The sequence below is a fragment of the Hyphomicrobiales bacterium genome, assembly GCA_039973685.1.
GTDB lineage: Bacteria > Pseudomonadota > Alphaproteobacteria > Rhizobiales > JACESI01 > JACESI01.
Window position 1 is genome coordinate 1 of record JBDWKL010000018.1, and the last position, 19,623, is coordinate 19,623.

A 19,623-nucleotide genomic window follows, 5' to 3' on the forward strand; every position below is an offset into this window, starting at 1 on the left:
AACTGGGCCTCGCCACCTTCGCCTTCGATGATATCGACTGGGACGACGAAGTGCGCCTCTTCTTGGAAGAGCGCAGCAGCTACTCGCCAGATGGCCTCACTGCCATGGAAGCTAATCTCCGTTTCGTTGGCCCTGAGACAATGGAAAGCCGCATCTTTGGCCGCCTTACCGCTTGGCAAAACTGGGTCTTCCAGCGCCCCAACGCGGTTGGCGAAGAAGGTGCTTTGCAAAAATACGGCTCCGGCACACGTGCCAAATTTGATATGAACCGAGTATAGAGGGAACGATCATGCTTGATCTCGTTAATGTAGATTACGATTCACTCATTCCAAACAACGTCAATCTTTCAAGCGACAAAAAAGTCTTGAAAGCGCTAGAGCGTTGGCATCCTGGTTATATTGACTGGTGGAACAAGCTGATCCCTGACAACTTCCAAGAATCCATGGTCTATTTACGCACGGCTGTCAGCGTAGACCCGAAAGGATGGGCGAAGTTTGATTATGTGAAAATGCCAGAATATCGCTGGGGCGTTTTGCTAGCACCTGCTGGCGAAGATCGTAAAATTCCGTTTGGCGAAAGCTACGGCGAACCAGCTTGGCAAGAAGTGCCCGGCGAATACCGCGCCATGCTTCAACGCCTCATCGTCATCCAAGGCGACACTGAACCAGGTTCTGTTGAGCAACAACGTTTCCTAGGCCTCACCGCGCCATCACTTTATGACATGCGCAATCTGTTTCAGGTGAATGTGGAAGAAGGCCGCCACCTTTGGGCAATGGTCTATTTGCTACAAAAATATTTCGGCAAGCAAGGACGCGAAGAGGCGGATGATTTGTTGCTGCGTTCTTCTGGTTCAGAGGAAGCGCCGCGTATGCTTGGTGCCTTCAATGAAGAGACGCCCGATTGGCTCTCTTTCTTTATGTTCACCTACTTCACAGACCGCGATGGCAAGATGCAACTTGAAAGCCTCGCGCAATCAGGTTTCGACCCACTGTCACGCACCTGCCGCTTTATGCTGACAGAAGAAGCCCACCATATGTTTGTCGGTGAAACTGGCGTTGGCCGCGTGATACAAGCGACCTGTGAAGCGATGAAGAATGCGGGCATCACCGACCCTTATGACATCAACAAAATCCGTGACCTCAATGTGATTGATCTTCCAACCATCCAGAAAAAGCTGAACATGCACTATTCGCTGTCGCTTGATCTGTTCGGACAAGAAGTCTCAACCAATGCGGCCAATGCCTTTAATGCGGGCATCAAAGGGCGCTACCTTGAAAGCCGGATTGAGGATGACCACAAACTCAACAATGACACCTACAAAGTGCGTACAGTTGAAGATGGTAAGATCGTCGAAAACGACGCTCCTGCACTCACCGCTATTAATATGAGATTGCGGGACGATTATATTCGCGATGCATCTGGTGGCCTTCGTCGCTGGAATAAGCAGATGGCGAAGATGGGTATTGAGTTTGAACTCGCCCTGCCAGACGAAGCTTTCCACCGCCAAATCGGCGTCTTTTCTGCCATTAAAGCAGGTCCAGATGGCTCCATCATTTCCAATGAAACCTGGAATGAGAATAAAGACAAATGGTTGCCGACCAAAGAAGATGGCGCGTTCATCCAATCACTGATGGTGCCATGTTATGAGCCGGGCAAATATGCCTCTTGGATTGCGCCGCCGCGGGTTGGCATCGACAATAAACCGGGCGATTTTGAATATGTGAAACTTCACATGGCTTAGCGTTCTTTACGCATAAGAAGACAACAACAAAGGTACACTATGAAGATCGAACTCCTATACGCGACAGAAACAGGCAATGCAGAAATGCTGTGCGATGATTTCGAGGGGGAATTGGGCGAAGGTTACGAATGCACCATCCAAAATATGGGCGAAGTTGACCCAACGAGCCTCGACCGCGAGTGCTTCTATATATTCGTTGCCTCCAGTTATGGCAGCGGCGACCTTCCCTCCACAGCGGTTTCTTTTTATGACCGTTTGGTGGAAGAAAAGCCCGATTTAAGCGGCGTGCAATTTGCGGTCTTCGGCCTTGGCGACATGGTGTTTGATGCGACCTTTAATCAAGGCTCAGAGCGGCTAATGACTGCTCTTTTGGAAAACAAGGCCTCCATGATTGGCGAACGCGGCGTCTACGACACCTCAACAGGAGACCTGCCAGAAGATGCTGGTCTTCCTTGGTTGCAAACAATCATGCCTCAACTTTCTGCCATCGCAGCATAGGTTTATTATGGTCGCGCCCAGCCTTCATGATCAGGAGAATATCGCTTGTTAGACATACCTGAACATATTCAACCAGAAATCAACACCAGTGAGTTCATCGCAAAAGTTGGTGAGCGGGTACGCCGAGCACGAAAAATGCATGGCATCTCCAGACGTATCTTGTCGGAACGTTCAGGCATTTCACAGCGCTACCTCGCCCAACTGGAACTTGGATCAGGCAACATCTCAATCGCCCTGTTGTTAAAGGTTGCCGTTGGTCTCGGCGAGCCGATTGAAAGTTTCATCGTCGATCATGAAAATGCCGATGATGCCCACCACGCGATCACTCTATTCAAAAAAGCAGATGACCAAACCAAGGCGCAGGTTCTCGCAATTCTCGATCCGGAAGCAGCGCGACAACATAGGCATAAACGGATTGCTCTCATTGGTCTTCGTGGCGCGGGCAAATCCACCCTTGGAGCCATTGCTGGCGAGCGCCTACAAACCCAGTTTATGGAATTAAACGACGAAATCGAGCGCTCCAATGGGATGTCCGTCAACGAGACGATCGAACTTTATGGGCAAGAAGGCTACCGACTTTTAGAACGCCAAGCGATTGAGAAAATCGCTACGACAAAGGAACAGATTATTCTGGCCGTCGCTGGTGGCATTGTGTCTGAGCCTGAAACCTTCAACTATCTGTTGCGCCACTATCACACGATCTGGATTAAAGCCGCACCCGAAGAACATATGGACCGCGTCCGTGCCCAAGGCGATGAACGCCCAATGGCAGGCAACCCAGAAGCCTTTCAGCAGCTTCGTCAAATTTTGACCAGCCGCGAAGCACATTATCAACGAGCAAGCACGGTTGTGGACACTACACGGACCTCGCTTGAAATGAGCACGCAGGCTCTCTTAAGCATGATTGAAGCCAAGCAGTTCCTCGCCTAATGACACCCGCCTCAACATCAAACAAGCGTGCCCTTGTTGTCGGTGGGAATTCAATGGCGCTATCCCATGCCGCTTTGTTGGCCCACCATGGGTTTGAAGCCGTCTTGATGGAAGACGATGAAATCGACGCCGTACGTAGCCGCGATTTCTTGAAACGCTTTTATGAAGGGCAATCATCTTGGGCGACGGATAGCTCAAAGCCAACCCCCCTACCCTTTGAAAAACTTGATGGTCGTTTTGATGTCTTGATTGATACAAGTGACGCTGGTTTGGATCAGCGATGTCAAATATTAAGCACCGTTTCAAAGTGCCTAAATCCGGACGCATTGATTGCCTATCAAACATCAACGCCAGATCTCTTGATCGTTGAAAAAATCACCGCGACGTTGCCAACCATCCATCAATTCCACATCTGCGGCCAACCTCATCTTGCAACCCTTGTTGAATGCGCAAAGTTTGCTGGCATGAACATCGACCCACTCTCGCGATTTTGGCAAACGCTCGGCAAGCAAGTCATCCTCACGAAACCAGGCGGCCCCTTTGTCGCGAGCAGGTTGTCAGCCACGCTTTATGGGGCACTGGATAGCCTGCTGCTTGAAGGGGCGCTGCCTTATGAGATTGATGAAGCACTCACCAAATTTGGATTTCAAATTGGCCCTTATGAAGCACAAGACCTTACTGGTCTGGATGGCCCTTTCTATGAACGTAAACAGGCGAACAAGACTCTCCTCATTTCTGACCGTATGGTGCAAGAAGGGCGCTTGGGCAAGAAAGTTGGTGTGGGTTGGTATCGCTACCCCGGCGGCGGCGGCGCGGTGATTGATCCGTTGCTTGAAGATTTGATTGTTGAAGAAGCGCATTTTGCGAAAATTGAAAGGCGAGTAATTTCTGATCAAGAGATCGTTTCGCGCGTGGTTTCTTCACTCTCAGAGGAAGCCGCATTCATTTTGAAGAATGACATTGCGCCATCAGCCAGTGACCTCGATAAATTGTCGATGGAAGCGCTGCACTTTCCACATGATGGAATTTGCAGCTATGCTGACAAACATTGTTCTTGATTTCGGACCTCAACATGCCGCACTTTAAAGTCACTGATTTCACCGACGCCTACGCCAACGCCCCCAACATTCCAAACGGCGATGCATGGCCCGAAGCATGGGTTTCGCCCGCTGAAAATTTTCGCGCGACGTGGCCGAATGTCGAAACAGATATTTCTTACGGCGACCATGAACGCGAGAGCTATGATTTGTTTTTACCTGAGGGAGAAAGCAAAGGCCTCTTCGTTTTCATCCATGGTGGCTTTTGGTTGAAGCTTGATAAGTCCTATTGGACGCACCTTGCTAAAGGAGCGCTGGAGCGCGGCTATTGTGTTGCCATTCCATCTTATCCGCTTTGTCCTGAAGTGCGCGTTCAAGATATTTCCCAAAGTGCCGCCCGCGCTGTTACCCATGCAGCAAGCAAAGTCGCAGGCCCGATCATTCTTTCTGGCCATTCGGCTGGCGGGCACTTGGTAACGCGTTTGATAAGTGAAGGATCTGCACTCGACAAAGTCACGCTAGATCGCATTGCCCATGTTGTTTCGATCTCGGGTGTGCATGATTTACGGCCTCTGCTTAAGAGTGACCTTAACAAAGGAATTGGGTTGGACTTATCAGAAGCACAAAAGGAAAGCCCTGCCCTCCTCACTCCCCTTATCGACGCCCCTGTTACTTGTTGGGTGGGGGCCAATGAGCGGTCTGAATTTGTTCGGCAGAATACGTTGCTTGCCAATATCTGGCGCGGGCTTGGCATGGAAACGCAAGCAGTTGAAGAGCCCGATAGGCATCATTTCGATATAATTGATGGTTTGTGCGACGAACAGTCGCCCCTGGTCAACGCTATCTTTGAAACAAAATAGCGCTCCCCTGACTGGCAGAGAAACGCTATTTAAATCACATCTTGCAGGTAGCCGCTTAGAGGCTGAAACCTTCTTTTTCCGCAATCTGTTTTAAGCCGCCATCTAGTCTTGGTCCGACGACTTGAATGATGTTGGAGGCTAATAGACAACCCAGACGACCTGCATCTTTAAGCGCATAATTACGGCTGAGGCCAAACAAGAATCCGGCCGCGAACATATCGCCTGCGCCTGTTGTATCGACGACATTGCTTACAGGGAACGGATCACAAGCAACGGTTTCATCTTTAGTGACGACTACGGCACCCTGTTCACCTTTGGTGATAGCTGCAAGAGCGACTTCGGTGCTAAGTTTTTGCACACAAGCATCAAAATCATCTGACTGATAAAGCGACAACAACTCAGCGTCGTTTGCAAGCAGAATGTCCACAGTGCCATTTTGAATGAGTTCACGGAATTCATCGCGGTAACGATCAACACAGAAGGCATCAGACAAGGTAAGGGCCACTTTGTTACCTGCTTTGTGTGCCACTTCAGCGGCAGCGCGCAATGCGTCTTTTGCCCGTGGTGGGTCCCAAAGATAGCCTTCGAAATAGATTACTTGCGATGCTTCTACGACATCTTTGTCCATATCTTCAGGGCCAATTTCAGTGCACGCACCAAGGAAGGTGTTCATTGTGCGCTCACCATCTGGCGTGATCACAATAATTGAACGCGCTGTCGGTTCTTGCTCGCTCAATGTTTCGGTTGGAAAATGCACACCACCATCCACCATGTCCGCACGGTATTGCTTGCCCATTTCATCGTCAGCTAATTTACCGAAAAATGCGGTTGATGCACCAAGTTCTGCTAGGCCTGCAATTGTGTTGCCTGCTGAACCACCAGAACGAACCTGCGCATCTTGAATATTGCCACTTAGATAAAGGGCGCGTTCTGCATCAATTAGCATCATCGCCCCTTTGTCGAGATTATGAGTGGCAAGAAACCCCTCATCAACCTTCGCCAGAACATCAACAATTGCATTCCCAATACCCAGAACGTCAAACTTTTTGTCAGTCATCTTTGATCCTCTTCATCATTGGCAACATCACAATTATCACGCTGCATGCTTGCACAAACACAAATAGAGACTTACTTCAAGCACGCAACATCAAAACAGGGAAAAGGCCTACATGTTTCACGCCGCAACGCTTGCATTTAATCAAATTTTTTCAAAACCGTTCAGATCGGTCTTTTGGAAGGCGCTCGGTCTTACCCTGCTTATGCTCGTACTTTTATGGGTTGGCGTGCAGGCAGCGCTCACCTTTTTTCTCGTCATTCCTTATCCGTGGCTGGAGACCGCCATTGCGTGGGCAGCAGGGGCTGGGCTTCTGGTTGGACTTGGCTTTTTCATCGCACCTGTCACCTCCCTGTTTGCCGGTATCTTCTTGGATGAGATCGCCGAGAAAGTAGAAGCGCGCCATTATCCGCAAGACGAACATGGGACAGCCATGCCTTTGCTCAAGTCGCTCGGCCTCACCATCCAATTTGTCGCGCTGGTTGTTGCGGTAAACTTGGTGGCACTCTTGTTAGTCTTCGTGTTTGGCCTTGGCCTTCCCGTTTTCTTTATCGCCAATGGCTACTTATTGGGCCGCGAATATTTCGAGATGGTGGCCATGCGCTTTATGCCAACCAAAGACGCTAGAGACCTCCGCCGCAAGCATTCGACCACCGTGTTTCTATCGGGCCTTATTATCGCAGGTTTTCTAGCGGTCCCATTTTTGAACCTTTTAACCCCCCTGTTTGCTACAGCCTTTATGGTGCACATCTATAAGATGGTGTCAGGCTCAAAACGGCCAATAGGTGACTAGACCTGAACAAACAAAAAGGCCGCGAGATAACTCGCGGCCTTTTGATTTTTTAACACAATTAGCTATCAGTTATTCAGCTGCCGCTGGATTTCCATCAAGGCCAAATGTTTTCAAATAAGCAATCACATTAGCGCGTTGGTCTTCTTTCTTAAGGCGAAGCGCCATACGTGCTTTTGCTTTCTTATTACCTGTCACTTTGATCAAGTAAGCTTTTGGATTGATGAGATACTCAAGAAGAGCCTCTTCTGTCCAAACCAGCCCTGAGGAACCCTCAGGCACATCAAGATACCCGTCACCATCCGCATCGTCACCCACTTCGCCGCGTGCTTCAATGATGCCTGTGCCGTATTTAAAGCCATCAGAAATACCAGCAGTACGACCAACAATACCGTTCAACTGGGGACCGTTTTTGTTTTTAGCATCTGGACCAACCACATGGCAGGCTTTGCAACGCTTAAAGATTTTTTCGCCAGCTACAGCATCAGCTGCGACAGCACCGCCTGTCATGCCAACAGCAAGACCAACACCAAATAAGGCACTAAGCCCAATTGTTTTGATAGAGATTGTCATCGTGTGAATGTCTCCTCGAACATCAATATTCCATTCAAATCAAAAGTACTTTGCTTGGTTGCGCAACCAACGTCAACCAACTAAAACGTGTTACTTAATTCAAACACGAAATATCAAATTTATTTGAACCCGCCTAGTTGAACTGAACGACATTCATAACCACTTATTTTGAACTTGAAACAATTGAACGAATAAAATGGCTTACCAAGCACCCGAGAATTACCACGCTTTGACAACGCAAACTGTGGCGGCCTATCTGGCACAAAACGAAAAAGTCAGCGTCTTGCTTGGCGGATCGGCTGAAAATTGGAGTGCTGAAGAAGTCGGTGACGGCAATCTCAACTTGGTTTTTATTGTCAAAAACGGTGATAAATCTGTCATTGCCAAACAAGCGTTACCCTATGTGCGTTTGGTTGGTGAAAGTTGGCCGCTGCCTCTTTCCCGTGCCTATTTCGAATATCAAGCGTTAAGCAGAGAAGCTGACGTTGCCCCACAACTGGTGCCTGAAATCATTCTCTATGACCATGAGATGGCACTGATTGTGATGGAACACCTCACGCCGCACATCATTTTGCGTAAAGGTTTTATCCAAGGTATTCGTTATCCACAGTTGGCTGAGCATGCGGGCCATTTTATGGCGACGACCTTGTTTGATTATTCAGACCTTGCTCTTGATGCTGAAACTAAAAAACTCAATGTCGCAATGTTTTCTGAAAATCACGTCATGTGCGGGCTAACCGAACAAGTGATTTTCGATGACCCCTATTTTGAAGCAGAACTCAACCGACACACCAGCCCACAGCTTGATGATGTTGCGGCAGACATTCGCCAAGACGTTGGTTTAAAAATCGCCATTCAAGAACTCAAAACCTTATTCATGTCGAAGGCGCAAACCTTGCTTCATGGTGATCTGCACACTGGCTCCATTATGGTGACCGAGGATGAGACACGGATAATTGATCCAGAATTTGCATTTTATGGCCCCATGGGTTTTGACATTGGCGCGCTTATGGCGAATCTATTGCTTGCCTATTTCTCACAAGCTGGCCACGCAACGAAAGAGGCCGACCGTGACGATTATGGCGAATGGATTTTAGAAACACTTTTAAAAACATATGCCGTCTTTGAAGAAACTTTCTCTCAAAAATGGCGAAACCAACGAACCGGGGCACTTTATCCCGAAACGCTACTTTCGCCTGACGACAATGTAGCAAATGAACAAGCATTAAGTCGCTACTTACGCGACGTGATAGAAGACAGCATTGGTTTTGCCGGTGCAAAAATAGTGCGGCGCATTTTAGGTATTGCCCATGTGGAAGACCTAGAAACAATTCAAGATGAAAATCTTCGCGCTGACTGTGAAAGAAAAGCACTCGCCCTAGGGCGTATAATGATCACAGACAGAAAGAATCTCTCTGACTTTAACGACGTAGTTCGTATGGCTAGAGCGATTAATCAAGGGTAATTCCATGAAAATCGATGGTATTCCACACCGTTCAATATGGGTGGATAAGCAGCGCAAGGTTATGATCATTGATCAAACCAAATTGCCTCACGAAGTGCGTAAGGTTGAACTTACCAACATGAACGACGCGGCTCGGGCAATCAAAGACATGCTCGTCCGCGGTGCGCCGCTAATTGGCGCGACAGCTGCCTATGGCATTGCTCTGGCCTTGCGCGAGGATTCGTCAAACGACAGCCTTGAACAAGCCTGCGAAACACTGGCTGCAACCAGACCAACAGCGATCAATCTACGTTGGGCGATTGACCGCATGTCGGACCATCTCAAGATGGTGCCCACTTCTGAACGAGCAGATATGGCCTTTCATTGCGCTGAACATATGTGCGATGAAGATGTTGAGATCAATCGTAAAATTGGCGAGCATGGCCTTAAAATCATCAAAGAAATCGCGGAAAAAAAGAACGGCCCAGTTAACATTCTAACCCATTGCAACGCCGGTTGGATTGCAACGGTTGATTGGGGAACGGCCACCTCTCCGATCTATCAAGCGCACGACCTTGGTATTGATGTTCATGTCTGGGTTGATGAAACCCGCCCTCGCAATCAAGGGGCTCATTTAACGGCTTGGGAGCTGGGAAGCCATGGCGTGTCTCATTCCCTGATTGTTGACAATGCAGGCGGCCACCTCATGCAACATGGTCTAGTTGACCTTTGCATCACCGGCACAGACCGCGTGACCTCGACGGGCGATGTCTGCAACAAAATCGGCACCTATTTGAAAGCGCTTGCAGCCCATGACAACAATATTCCATTTTATGTTGCCTTGCCTTCGCCGACCATTGATTGGAACACCAGAGACGGGGTGAAAGAGATCCCCATCGAACAACGATCAAGCCGTGAAGTCGCTTATGTGCAAGGCCTTTTAAATGGTAAGATCGAAGAAGTTCGCATCACGCCAGAGACAACACCGTGCAGCAATTATGCCTTTGATGTGACGCCGTCTAAATATGTGACGGGCCTGATTACTGAGCGCGGCATTTGCAAAGCAACAGAAGCAAGCTTGGCTGACCTCTTCCCTGATCTTAAGCCTTAGGCGGCTGCATACCATAATTTACAAAAGCTGCATGAGCCTCGCTCATTTCAGCGTCACTGAGTAATACTGGATCACCCATCGTGCAGGCCAGTTGATATTGCTGGCAGATGTTTTCAATCTCGATACCTAACTTCAAAACTTGAGTTAAATCTTTCGAGAAACACGTCATGCCGTGATTGGCCAACAAGCAAGCCTTTGACGAGCCGAAGGCTTCAATCATGGCATTGGACAATTCTTGCGTGCCAAAAAGCTCATATTTGGCGCACTTAATCGTCGATGCGCCTGTGATAGCGATCATGTAATGAAACGCTGGAACATCACGGCGCAAACAAGAAATCGCCGTTGCATGCGGGGCATGACAATGCAAAACCGCGCCTGCGTCTTCACGTGCACGGTAAAGATCAGCATGCATGCGCCATTCGCTTGATGGCTTCCATGCGCCATCGAACGAACCATCAATGTTCATTGAAACCACTTGATCGGGTGTCATGGTTTTATACGGAAGGCCAGACGGGGTAATGAGAAAACTATCATTGCCCGTGCGCACCGAAATATTTCCAGACGTGCCGCTATTAATGCCAGATGCATTCATTGCAAGGCAGGTATCAATCAATTCTTGTCTTAGGCTAAAATCTGTCATGGGGGCCTCCAGTAGAACCCTCCATACACAATCTAACCAATGCTGAAAACCGTATAATGAACCCCCAAAATCAGTTAAAACCCTTGCAGCGTGTCAAAAAACCTGTATTTGAGAGGTTAGGTGGAATCTCCCTGTTTTATTCACCACCACGTTAAATTCTAGCTGTAGATCGGATAGCTTTATGCTTCGACCGACCCTTGCCGCCTTTGCAAGCAAATTGACCATACCTGAACTTACCGGCGGCGAACCCGGTGACTTCACACCTTCACGCATCAAAACCGAATTGCTGTCTGGCCTAACGGTCGCATTGGCGTTGGTTCCTGAAGCTGTGGCGTTTGCTTTCGTCGCAGGCGTTCACCCGCTGGTTGGGCTTTATGCAGCCTTCATCGTTGGTTTGGTAACAGCGCTTATCGGCGGCCGACCAGGCATGATTTCTGGTGCTACTGGCGCGCTTGCTGTGGTGATGGTGTCGTTGGTCGCAACGCACGGCGTTGAGTATCTGTTTGCAACGGTCGTTCTCATGGGCATTTTGCAAATCGCGTTTGGCCTCTTCAAACTTGGAAAGTTCATTCGCCTCGTGCCGCATCCAGTTATGCTGGGTTTTGTGAACGGGCTTGCGATCGTAATTTTCATGGCTCAGCTAACCCAGTTTAAAGTACCCGGTGCCGATGGTGCCCTCGTGTGGATGACTGGCTGGCCGCTCGTTATGATGCTTGGTTTAGTTGCTCTCACCATGGTGATTATTTGGGGCTTACCAAAGTTCACCAATATCATTCCCGCCCCACTTGCAGGCATTGCCGTGGTTGCAGGTCTTGTGATTGCCTTCGGTCTTGATGTGCCACGGGTTGGCGACTTGGCTTCCATCAAAGGTGGCTTGCCGACCTTCCATATTCCAACGGTTCCAATCAACCTTGAAACCTTGCAAATCATTATTCCATACGCGCTTATTCTTGCCGCGATTGGATTGATCGAGAGCCTTTTGACGCTCAACCTTGTTGGCGAGATCACAGGTAAACGCGGCGGCGCGTCTCAAGAATGCGTCGCGCAAGGCATTGCAAATACAGTCACCGGCTTTTTTGGTGGTATGGGCGGTTGTGCCATGATTGGTCAGTCAATGATCAATGTAAAATCAGGCGGCCGCACCCGCTTGTCTGGCGTGGTTGCAGCGCTCTTCCTGCTGGCCTTTATTCTGGTCGCATCCGGCCTTATTGAACAAATCCCACTCGCAGCGCTAGTCGGCGTTATGTTCATGGTGGTGATCGGTACATTCGCATGGCAAAGCATCGGCATCCTGCGCCGTATTCCGCTGACAGATGCTTTGGTGATGATCTTGGTAACAGTTGTGACAGTTCTCACCGACTTGGCCATCGCAGTGATTGTCGGCGTTATTGTTTCAGCCCTTGCTTATGCTTGGAACAATGCAACCCGTATTCGCACGAAGGCAGAAACAAGAGCAGACGGTTGCAAAGTGTACCATGTAGAAGGTCCATTGTTCTTCGGCTCCACCCATGGTTTTACTGAACTCTTCGCCCCAGAAACTGACCCAGACCTCGTGATCATTGATTTCATGGAATCGCGCGTGGTTGATCAATCTGCTCTTCAAGCGATTGAAGCTCTAGCGACGAAATATGAAGAGCAAGGAAAGCAGCTTCAGCTTCGCCATTTGACCCGTGATTGTCACCGTTTGCTTAACCGTGCAGGACAATTGATAGTCGATGCTGATGATGATCCTGATTATGAGCTTGCCGTTGACTACTCTATTAAAACCGGCAGCTTCGGTGGCGGACATTAGATCGCTTTAAATTACAGCCTTGTGTGATGGTTCATCCTCGCTAAACTACCCTTCCAAACGGAGGAGTGAGTTTGGCGGAGAACGGACCCGATCTTGATAAAGCATATTCGCTGAAAACACCTGATGATAACATCGCCCTTTATGAAGATTGGGCCGATACTTATGATCAGGACTTCGCCCAGCGAATGGATTATCAATTGCCACGCCATGTGGCTGATTACTTCAAACACCATAGATCGACGACTGGCTCTATTTTGGATGTGGGCGCAGGCACTGGTCTGCTTGCTGATTGTTTGAACAACCAACAAGACCTCATCATTGACGCCATGGATATATCAGCGGCCATGCTGGATGTAGCCAGCCGTAAAGGTCTTTATCGCAATACGATAATCGCCGACTTAACAAAGCCACTTGCGATCAAGAGCGGTTCTTATGACGCTATTGTAAGTTCGGGTACATTCACCCATGGCCACGTTGGGCCTGATGCGCTGGATGAGCTTTTGCGTATCTGCAAAAAAGGTGCTCTCTTTGTGCTTTCCATAAACGCTGAACATTTTGTTTCTCACGGGTTTGCATCCAAGTTCGAGCAACTCAACAACGAGATCGACGATTTCGCTCTCCATACAGTTTCAATTTACGGCTCTTGTGAGGATAGCGGCCATCAAAGCGATGAAGGGCATATTGCTGTGTTTAAAAAGGCTTAGTGGCTTGCCTTTAGCCAAAACCGTAGTCCACAATAGACAAAACGGAGCGGCACATGACCACGGAACAAATTTTACTCTTTAGCTTGTTTGGCTTGCTCTTCGGATTTTTGGTCTGGGGTAAGATTAGATACGACCTCGTTGCCTTTGCCGCTCTCTTAATCGCGGTGCTAATGGGCTTCATCAATGCCAAGGAAGCATTTGCAGGCTTTGGTCATCCCGCGGTCGTCATCATAGCCTTAGTACTCATTGTCTCGCGTGGCTTAATGAACTCAGGTGCTGTCGAACTGATCGCCACCTATGTGGTCAAACCCGAACGCCCCCTATCCACTCATATTTCGATCATGTCCGTTGCTGGTGCGCTTTTATCCGCTGTCATCAATAATGTGGCCGCCCTCGCCCTGTTAATGACCCTTGATATTGATGCAGCAAAAAAAGCAAAACGGGCGGTTTCGCTTAGCCTCATGCCGCTCTCATTCGGCACCATATTAGGCGGTATGATCACGCTTATTGGTACGCCGCCTAACATCGTCATTGCCCAATATCGCCAAGACGCACTGGGCGAACCGTTTTCCATGTTTGATTTCACGCCGGTCGGCCTGACCATTGCAGCCGTTGGCATATTATATGTGGCGCTGATTGGTTGGCGCTTACTGCCGAAACGAAACGACCGCGCCTCGCTTGAAGAAGATGCGGGCCTTTATGTCGCTGAAGCGCGCGTTGAAGAGGGATCAAAGTCAATCGACATGGCCCTCAACGAACTTTATCCACTCGCTAATGAGCACGATATTCGGATATTAGGCCTTGTAAGAAATGGCAAACGCCTGCGCGGCTTCTCCCGCAATGAAGTAACCCGCAAAGGTGATTTTTTGGTTTTACAAGGTGATCCAAAATCAATCGAAGCCTTTATGGGGGGGGCACAACTGACCTTCGCCGGCTCTGAGAAACATGAAGGCGGTTTGCGCGGAAAAAGCCTCACACTGATTGAGGCAATTGTTCCTGATACATCGCGCATTGCAGGGCGCACATCAATGGACCTGCGCCTCTTGTATCGCCATGGGGTCACGCTTCTTGGTGTTTCAAGAGAAGGCAAACAGTTTCGCGACCGTGTTCGCAAATTGCCGATCAAGGCGGGTGATGTTTTGCTGCTGCTGGGTCCAAGTGAACGTATGGACACGGTGACAAATTGGCTCGGCGTATTGCCTTTGGCAGACCGAAAGACAGACGTCATTCAACGCACGAAAGCCATTCTTGCCATCGCAGCCTTTGCCTTTGCCATCGCGCTTTCGGCCTTTGGCATTACGTCGCTTTCAGTGGCCCTCGGGCTTTGTGTTATTTTTTATGTTGCTGTGAATTTGGTGGGCGGTGAAGATTTTTACGCGCTGATTGAATGGAAGGTGATTGTGCTGCTTGCCTCGCTCATTCCATTGAGTGCCGCTCTTCAAGCATCAGGAGGCACACAACTCATTGCAGACCTCATTGTCAATCAAACCCAAGGCATGCCTAATTGGGTGATCTTGACGGTGTTGATGGTCGTCACCATGACTTTGTCTGACTTCTTAAACAATGTCGCAACAGCCCTCATTGCAGCCCCTGTCGGTGTGCAGGTTGCTGAAAGTATTGGCGCGAACCCTGATCCGTTCTTAATGGGCGTTGCGGTGGCTGCCTCTTGTGCCTTCTTGACTCCAATCGGGCACAAGAACAACACGATCATCATGGGACCGGGCAATTACCACTTTGGTGATTATTGGCGCATGGGTTTGTTGCTCGAAGTGATTGTAATTGCTGTCGCCGTGCCAGCGATCATGTTCTTTTGGCCGCTTTGAAACGCTGCTAATTAGCCAACCCACTCAGAAACCGTTTTACGATCAGTAACCAGCAAAAAACCAAATGGCAAAAATACGATCCAGCCAAAATAGAGGCTCCAATAGCTGACTGGACTACCAGCAGGTAATTTCACATTTACCGTTGCCGCCAGCTCTCTAGCCTTTTCAACAGAAATACCCTTGAACGATTTTAAATGACTAACACGCCGTTTTCTCCCACCCTGGGCAGTCGTCCGTTTATACAAGCCGTATTGACCTTTTTTTGATCCCGCAAATGGGAGCCAAAAAAACGAATAACGCTCATGATACCAAACGAGGCTAAAATAGGTTTTACCCTCTATTTCAGGCGGATTAGGATGCGCACGAAAATCGGCAACCGGCGTATATCCACGCCCTAATTGCAAGTAACTCGTATAGGCTGTTGTTTGTGCGGTTACAGGTAAAATCACCCACAAAAACACAACTAGCCCCAAAATATAAAATGAATACTCTTTTTTCATGATTAAATCCCCACCATGAAAATATTTTCACTAAAATTTATTTATTTTATTTTAATATACCCAAATAATTTTTTAAATTGGGCAATAAACATGAGACTGATAGCATTTCCGATCATTGCTTTGTTATTTTCGATTGTAATAACAACTATACCAGCCAAAGCTCTGCTTGTGCCGGAACGCCCTGCTATTGGTGAGTTTATCGCCGATACCGTCGATATGATTTCAATCGCGGATAAAATAGAAATTCAGCAAACCGCGCAACGACTTCAAGATGAGTATAAAATCCCGATAATCGTGGCCACGATTGACAGCTTACTCACCTATACAGACGGCGAATATCTGGGCATCGAGAAATATTCCCGAGTATTATTTAAACATTGGGGCATTGGCCACAAAGCCCATAACTACGGCGTTTTACTCCTAATTTCCGAAAATGACAAAGTTGCTCGCATCCAATTTGGTAGCGGCTGGGGTTTTCTTTATGACGACCACGCTCAAGCTATTATGGATCAAACAATAATTCCTCATTTTAAAAAAGGGGCGTTTTCAGAAGGCATTAAACAAGGGGTTATCAGCCTTGATAAACTTGCCCGCACGGACTTGAAATTCCTTATCAGTCAGCAAAAAATCATACTCTCTGTACTTGTATTAATGCTTATTGCTGGCAGCTTGTTTTACCTCATGATCATCTCCATAGGCGAACGCGAAAACCACACAACCAAAGTATGCGCAGGTGGTGTTGGTGGGCTTTCCTTAGGCTTGCTGGCCATCTACTGGTTTGGAGGCTTCAATCACATTGAATTCCTCATCACACTCGCAATCTATATTGCAATCAAACTTATCGGCATCGCCACCTACGGCTATGTTCACGCCCAAACGCATAGCGGCATTGAAACCCTTAGAGCCATAGGCCTGCTTCTTGTATTCGTTATAATCGTGCCCATTACTGTGATATTCACAATTCTCGCAGTCTATGGACAGCGTGGTGAATACGGCGGTGGTGACGCTGACTATGGGGGCGGGGCAACAGGAAGCTGGGATTAACGCCTGCAATGTGTGGGCAAAATTGAAAGGGAGGCTCTATCTTGCTAAGCGCTTTCCTTCATACGCTTCATCAAATCGCGCATGAGCCATTTTTTAGGCGCATGATCCCATTGGCCATAGACACCTTCTAAGCGCCCGAGATAGGGGCGTGCTGCCTCTAGTACTTGGTGATGATCTGTCATTTCCGCAGACACCAACCCATGCGGCGGATTGTTTAAAAGCCAGACAAGGCCACCCAACACACCAGCAGCTACCTGCAAGCTCGTCGCATTGGTGAAAGGCACCATGGAACGTGCTTCATGCACATCTAGGGTTGATCCATACCAGTAAACTTCCTCGGTCCCTTCGCGCAAAACGAGGATGCCCAGTTCATCAATGCCGTCAGCAATTTCATCAATTAGAACGCGCGGTTTCTTCTTGCTATAATCTTGTTGAAGACGGCCATAAGCAAGGTCGCAAGGGCGATAAGCAAACAAAACTGTTGGTTGATAGCCAGTGCCATCAGGATCACTGAAGAGTTCAGCAATACTGAATGTTTCTTCATGGGGAATGAGGTGTGCTTCAAAACAACCATGCCCTGGGAGCCAGCTTGTTAAATGGCAATCTTTCGCCAAGGCCGGTTTTGCTGCAATCATGGAAACAGGATCACGACGTGAGAACAAATCGTCGAACAGTTCTTCGTGGCTACCCCAAGCAAAATAAGGGGTCGATTCTGCTTCTTCTAAAAGCCCTTCGATTGACCATGTATTGAAGAAATCACCCGCCCCTTCTTCAATCTTCGTGGTCTGCGTATCTCGCTCGGAAATATGCAAAGTTCGCACGCCAAGTTTTTGGGCAAGGTCTGCCCAATCAACCGCGTTGTGATCTCCATCAGGCCATAAACCATTAGCACGGGCCAAATCTTCAACCGCTTGTTTCGCAAAATGGTTGACGATGCCCGGATTGGCGCCATGGCTCACTAAAGCCGTGGCGTTTTGAGGCAGATTAGGACGCATCCCAATCATCTTGTTCCATTGCTGTGAGTAGTCGCCCGCATCATTATTAAGCGCGCCATGCTCCCAGCGTTCATTGCTGGTATCGAGATAGTTGATCGCGTTATTGAGGCAATATGTCACCAAATCAATCGCGGACACACCGCCCGTTAAATTGAGCACCATGTCACCAGCACTCAATCGTTCAGTGAACACTTGTTCAAATGTATCTGGCGTTAAACGAATGTTTTCTTGGGCGATACCCAGCTCTTCAAGCGCATGGCCATATATATGCGCTTCAGACAGAACAACGATTTTTTCTTTATCAATATCAATATGCCGCAGTAACATCGGCAAAAAAGTGGAGGCGATGGACCCTGCCCCAAGGACAAGAAATTTTTTACCAGTAAATTTTGCTAAATAACCACCCATCGCCCTGTTCTATAACGTTATTGTTTTGGAAGATAGTCCTCACATGTGCCTTCACGAAGAACATCCGCTGTACAACAATGCAAACCGCCGCCAAAGGCATATGCATCGCGCATATCAACGGGGATAACTTCCATACCAAGCTTATCAAGTTGGTCCATCTGGTGCACTTCACTGGCTTCAACGCAAACCGTTTTAGGGTCAAGCACCAAGACATTCATGGAGAGCCAAGTGGAAGAATAACAAAGTGGCGGCGGTGTGTTGTGGGCTGGGCGCGCACTATCCACGATCTCCCATCCATTCTTCTCAAACAAAGCACGTTGATCATCCGGCAAACGGCGATCTGGATTGTTGATGATGAGACCCGGCTTGATAGGCGTGAAGGTCGCATCAATGTGAATTGGGTAAGGATCACCTGGAAAATTCACCGCATGAACACGATGGTCTGGGAAGTGGCGTTGTAGCCAATCAATGCCTTTTAGGTTTGTCGTGAAGCCATGTTGAACAATCAAATCCTTGCCGAAACGCAAAACGTCGGCTGCATCAAAAAGCGGCTCTTCTTCTGTGGTGACGAAAAACTTCTCAGCGGTCCATTCCAGACGTTTTTCAACACCGATTTTCTCTGACAGATAATCAGGGCGATAGTCTTCGTCTGTTAGGCGTGGTTTTGGCGCAGACTCGTGGCGCATCTTTGGGTCTTCATCGTAATAACGCTGCAAAAGCGGGCGGTAACAAAGATACTCAAACCACCGACAACGATAAGACATTGTCGCTTCCAACATCTCTTTACCAACAGTCAACAAAACATCACGGGGCGGCATACAACCGAACATGGTTTCGGTTTCCCAATCGGGTGTTGCTGAGCGTTGATTGAAATCAAGCGGTGTTGGGCGATCAACAATCACACCGCGCTTTTGAAGCATAGCGGCGAAATTATCGAGCAACTCATTGGCGCGGTCGACTGTTTCTTGCGGGCGCGGGCCAAACTGGCCACGCATGTCGCTGTCTTCAGGAACTTTAGCGTCTAAGGCTGGTTCTGGCGGCGGGATACAACATCCATCTGCACGGCCAACAATAACGTGTTTGAGTGGATCCCACTCGTTCCAAGATTCAACGACAGTGCTCATTTAAATGCCCCTCCAAGACCATAATTTCGGAGGGACGTTAGGAGTGTAAAAACCGCCGGTCAAGCAGTAAATTAGCCTGATTGAATAAAACCGACGGCAAGACAAATTCGCCATCGGTTCAATGTCGACAGTCTATTTTCCAAAGGATAGGAACGTATCGTTTTTGCGCATTAGAAAATGAGCAAGTGACGCGCCAAACACTGTCACCGACGTAAGGAATAAAAGGTTAGGTTTGTCTGCAAAAGGGGCGAGAAATTTAGGGGCTGAAACAATCATTGATGAAAGGTTCATCAACATCACACCACCGACTGTGATGGTTTTAAACAGGCCAGCTAAATAGGCGAGAAGGAAGAGGACTTGTGCGATGCCTAGTATCAAAACAATCTGGGCGCCAACACTAACACCATAGAAATTTTGGAAAACACCCGGATTATCACCTGCACCCGCGTAAGAACCGGGAGCAATAATTTTTAGTCCGGCCCAGACAATCATTAGGATGAAAATAGTCAAACGGAGGGAAAACAAGCCCAATTCAGTAGAACGATCATTCGTCAT

The 19,623-nt window shown here is 48.4% G+C and carries 20 protein-coding genes; 13 read left to right on the forward strand and 7 right to left on the reverse strand.

The window, feature by feature from the left end; genetic code table 11:
- From ABJO30_05045 to ABJO30_05070, 6 genes are all read left to right on the forward strand, one after another.
- A partial coding sequence (locus ABJO30_05045) for a benzoyl-CoA-dihydrodiol lyase (GenBank protein MEP3232173.1) occupies positions 1-278 on the forward strand: 278 nt, incomplete at its 5' end.
- An 8-nt stretch (positions 279-286) separates the two neighbouring features.
- Complete coding sequence (boxB, locus tag ABJO30_05050) at positions 287-1,741, forward strand: benzoyl-CoA 2,3-epoxidase subunit BoxB (protein ID MEP3232174.1); 1,455 nt, start codon at positions 287-289, stop codon at positions 1,739-1,741.
- Between the two features lie 39 nt (positions 1,742-1,780).
- A complete protein-coding gene (locus ABJO30_05055) occupies positions 1,781-2,239 on the forward strand; it encodes a flavodoxin domain-containing protein (GenBank protein MEP3232175.1) in 459 nt (152 codons plus the stop codon).
- Positions 2,240-2,284: 45 nt separating this feature from the next.
- On the forward strand, positions 2,285-3,169 hold the full coding sequence (locus ABJO30_05060) for a helix-turn-helix transcriptional regulator (protein ID MEP3232176.1): 885 nt from the start codon (positions 2,285-2,287) through the stop codon (positions 3,167-3,169).
- Complete coding sequence (locus ABJO30_05065; GenBank protein MEP3232177.1) at positions 3,169-4,227, forward strand: 3-hydroxyacyl-CoA dehydrogenase family protein; 1,059 nt, start codon at positions 3,169-3,171, stop codon at positions 4,225-4,227. The genes ABJO30_05060 and ABJO30_05065 overlap by 1 nt, the downstream gene beginning before the upstream one ends.
- Positions 4,228-4,241: 14 nt before the next feature.
- Complete coding sequence (locus ABJO30_05070; protein MEP3232178.1) at positions 4,242-5,066, forward strand: alpha/beta hydrolase; 825 nt, start codon at positions 4,242-4,244, stop codon at positions 5,064-5,066.
- A 55-nt stretch (positions 5,067-5,121) separates the two neighbouring features.
- Here the strand turns inward: ABJO30_05070 and ABJO30_05075 are convergent, their stop codons facing one another.
- Positions 5,122-6,123 (reverse strand): adenosine kinase, encoded by a 1,002-nt coding sequence (locus ABJO30_05075; protein ID MEP3232179.1) that lies wholly within the window; start codon positions 6,121-6,123, stop codon positions 5,122-5,124.
- A 112-nt stretch (positions 6,124-6,235) separates the two neighbouring features.
- On the opposite strand from ABJO30_05075, the gene ABJO30_05080 reads away from it, so the two are divergent.
- The gene (locus ABJO30_05080; protein ID MEP3232180.1) at positions 6,236-6,913 is read left to right on the forward strand and encodes a sulfate transporter family protein; all 678 of its coding nucleotides are present in this window, start codon (positions 6,236-6,238) and stop codon (positions 6,911-6,913) included.
- A gap of 69 nt (positions 6,914-6,982) precedes the next feature.
- On the opposite strand, the gene ABJO30_05085 is transcribed toward ABJO30_05080, so the two are convergent.
- On the reverse strand, positions 6,983-7,483 hold the full coding sequence (locus ABJO30_05085; protein ID MEP3232181.1) for a c-type cytochrome: 501 nt from the start codon (positions 7,481-7,483) through the stop codon (positions 6,983-6,985).
- Positions 7,484-7,679: 196 nt separating this feature from the next.
- Here ABJO30_05085 and mtnK point away from each other — a divergent pair, with 196 nt between their 5' ends.
- Both mtnK and mtnA read left to right on the forward strand, forming a co-directional pair.
- Positions 7,680-8,948 carry an S-methyl-5-thioribose kinase gene (mtnK, locus tag ABJO30_05090; GenBank protein ID MEP3232182.1) on the forward strand — a complete coding sequence of 423 codons (1,269 nt, stop codon included), beginning with the start codon at positions 7,680-7,682 and terminating at the stop codon, positions 8,946-8,948.
- A 4-nt stretch (positions 8,949-8,952) separates the two neighbouring features.
- Positions 8,953-10,038 carry an S-methyl-5-thioribose-1-phosphate isomerase gene (gene mtnA / locus ABJO30_05095; GenBank protein MEP3232183.1) on the forward strand — a complete coding sequence of 362 codons (1,086 nt, stop codon included), beginning with the start codon at positions 8,953-8,955 and terminating at the stop codon, positions 10,036-10,038.
- Here mtnA and ABJO30_05100 read toward each other — a convergent pair.
- Complete coding sequence (locus tag ABJO30_05100) at positions 10,028-10,678, reverse strand: class II aldolase/adducin family protein (GenBank protein MEP3232184.1); 651 nt, start codon at positions 10,676-10,678, stop codon at positions 10,028-10,030. The genes mtnA and ABJO30_05100 overlap by 11 nt on opposite strands.
- A gap of 181 nt (positions 10,679-10,859) precedes the next feature.
- On the opposite strand from ABJO30_05100, the gene ABJO30_05105 reads away from it, so the two are divergent.
- From ABJO30_05105 to ABJO30_05115, 3 genes are all read left to right on the forward strand, one after another.
- The gene (locus tag ABJO30_05105; protein MEP3232185.1) at positions 10,860-12,470 is read left to right on the forward strand and encodes a SulP family inorganic anion transporter; all 1,611 of its coding nucleotides are present in this window, start codon (positions 10,860-10,862) and stop codon (positions 12,468-12,470) included.
- A 71-nt stretch (positions 12,471-12,541) separates the two neighbouring features.
- Complete coding sequence (locus ABJO30_05110) at positions 12,542-13,174, forward strand: class I SAM-dependent methyltransferase (GenBank protein ID MEP3232186.1); 633 nt, start codon at positions 12,542-12,544, stop codon at positions 13,172-13,174.
- A 53-nt stretch (positions 13,175-13,227) separates the two neighbouring features.
- Positions 13,228-14,997, forward strand: coding sequence for an SLC13 family permease (locus tag ABJO30_05115; protein ID MEP3232187.1), 1,770 nt, complete (start codon positions 13,228-13,230; stop codon positions 14,995-14,997).
- Positions 14,998-15,008: 11 nt separating this feature from the next.
- Here the strand turns inward: ABJO30_05115 and ABJO30_05120 are convergent, their stop codons facing one another.
- Positions 15,009-15,497, reverse strand: coding sequence for a hypothetical protein (locus ABJO30_05120; protein MEP3232188.1), 489 nt, complete (start codon positions 15,495-15,497; stop codon positions 15,009-15,011).
- Positions 15,498-15,512: 15 nt separating this feature from the next.
- Here ABJO30_05120 and ABJO30_05125 point away from each other — a divergent pair, with 15 nt between their 5' ends.
- Positions 15,513-16,541: a TPM domain-containing protein gene (locus ABJO30_05125; protein ID MEP3232189.1), complete on the forward strand. Its 1,029-nt coding sequence runs from the start codon at positions 15,513-15,515 to the stop codon at positions 16,539-16,541.
- A 44-nt stretch (positions 16,542-16,585) separates the two neighbouring features.
- On the opposite strand, the gene ABJO30_05130 is transcribed toward ABJO30_05125, so the two are convergent.
- The 3 genes from ABJO30_05130 to ABJO30_05140 all read right to left on the reverse strand — a co-directional run bounded on the left by ABJO30_05130 (position 16,586) and on the right by ABJO30_05140 (position 19,623).
- Positions 16,586-17,944 carry a saccharopine dehydrogenase NADP-binding domain-containing protein gene (locus ABJO30_05130; protein ID MEP3232190.1) on the reverse strand — a complete coding sequence of 453 codons (1,359 nt, stop codon included), beginning with the start codon at positions 17,942-17,944 and terminating at the stop codon, positions 16,586-16,588.
- A gap of 17 nt (positions 17,945-17,961) precedes the next feature.
- Positions 17,962-19,068 carry a serine/threonine protein kinase gene (locus ABJO30_05135; protein ID MEP3232191.1) on the reverse strand — a complete coding sequence of 369 codons (1,107 nt, stop codon included), beginning with the start codon at positions 19,066-19,068 and terminating at the stop codon, positions 17,962-17,964.
- Between the two features lie 132 nt (positions 19,069-19,200).
- Positions 19,201-19,623 carry a hypothetical protein gene (locus ABJO30_05140; protein ID MEP3232192.1) on the reverse strand — a complete coding sequence of 141 codons (423 nt, stop codon included), beginning with the start codon at positions 19,621-19,623 and terminating at the stop codon, positions 19,201-19,203.

What these genes read in the sequence shown, in the direction of transcription:
- ABJO30_05055 (MEP3232175.1), top strand. Translation starts at nt 1,781, where the DNA reads ATGAAGATCGAACTCCTATACGCGACAGAAACAGGCAATGCAGAAATG.
- mtnK (MEP3232182.1), top strand. Translation starts at nt 7,680, where the DNA reads ATGGCTTACCAAGCACCCGAGAATTACCACGCTTTGACAACGCAAACT.
- ABJO30_05105 (MEP3232185.1), top strand. Translation starts at nt 10,860, where the DNA reads ATGCTTCGACCGACCCTTGCCGCCTTTGCAAGCAAATTGACCATACCT.
- ABJO30_05140 (MEP3232192.1), bottom strand. Translation starts at nt 19,623, where the DNA reads ATGACGAATGATCGTTCTACTGAATTGGGCTTGTTTTCCCTCCGTTTG.
- ABJO30_05085 (MEP3232181.1), bottom strand. Translation starts at nt 7,483, where the DNA reads ATGACAATCTCTATCAAAACAATTGGGCTTAGTGCCTTATTTGGTGTT.
- ABJO30_05115 (MEP3232187.1), top strand. Translation starts at nt 13,228, where the DNA reads ATGACCACGGAACAAATTTTACTCTTTAGCTTGTTTGGCTTGCTCTTC.
- ABJO30_05135 (MEP3232191.1), bottom strand. Translation starts at nt 19,068, where the DNA reads ATGAGCACTGTCGTTGAATCTTGGAACGAGTGGGATCCACTCAAACAC.
- ABJO30_05075 (MEP3232179.1), bottom strand. Translation starts at nt 6,123, where the DNA reads ATGACTGACAAAAAGTTTGACGTTCTGGGTATTGGGAATGCAATTGTT.
- ABJO30_05100 (MEP3232184.1), bottom strand. Translation starts at nt 10,678, where the DNA reads ATGACAGATTTTAGCCTAAGACAAGAATTGATTGATACCTGCCTTGCA.
- ABJO30_05120 (MEP3232188.1), bottom strand. Translation starts at nt 15,497, where the DNA reads ATGAAAAAAGAGTATTCATTTTATATTTTGGGGCTAGTTGTGTTTTTG.
- mtnA (MEP3232183.1), top strand. Translation starts at nt 8,953, where the DNA reads ATGAAAATCGATGGTATTCCACACCGTTCAATATGGGTGGATAAGCAG.
- ABJO30_05080 (MEP3232180.1), top strand. Translation starts at nt 6,236, where the DNA reads ATGTTTCACGCCGCAACGCTTGCATTTAATCAAATTTTTTCAAAACCG.
- ABJO30_05065 (MEP3232177.1), top strand. Translation starts at nt 3,169, where the DNA reads ATGACACCCGCCTCAACATCAAACAAGCGTGCCCTTGTTGTCGGTGGG.
- ABJO30_05130 (MEP3232190.1), bottom strand. Translation starts at nt 17,944, where the DNA reads ATGGGTGGTTATTTAGCAAAATTTACTGGTAAAAAATTTCTTGTCCTT.
- ABJO30_05070 (MEP3232178.1), top strand. Translation starts at nt 4,242, where the DNA reads ATGCCGCACTTTAAAGTCACTGATTTCACCGACGCCTACGCCAACGCC.
- ABJO30_05125 (MEP3232189.1), top strand. Translation starts at nt 15,513, where the DNA reads ATGAAAATATTTTCACTAAAATTTATTTATTTTATTTTAATATACCCA.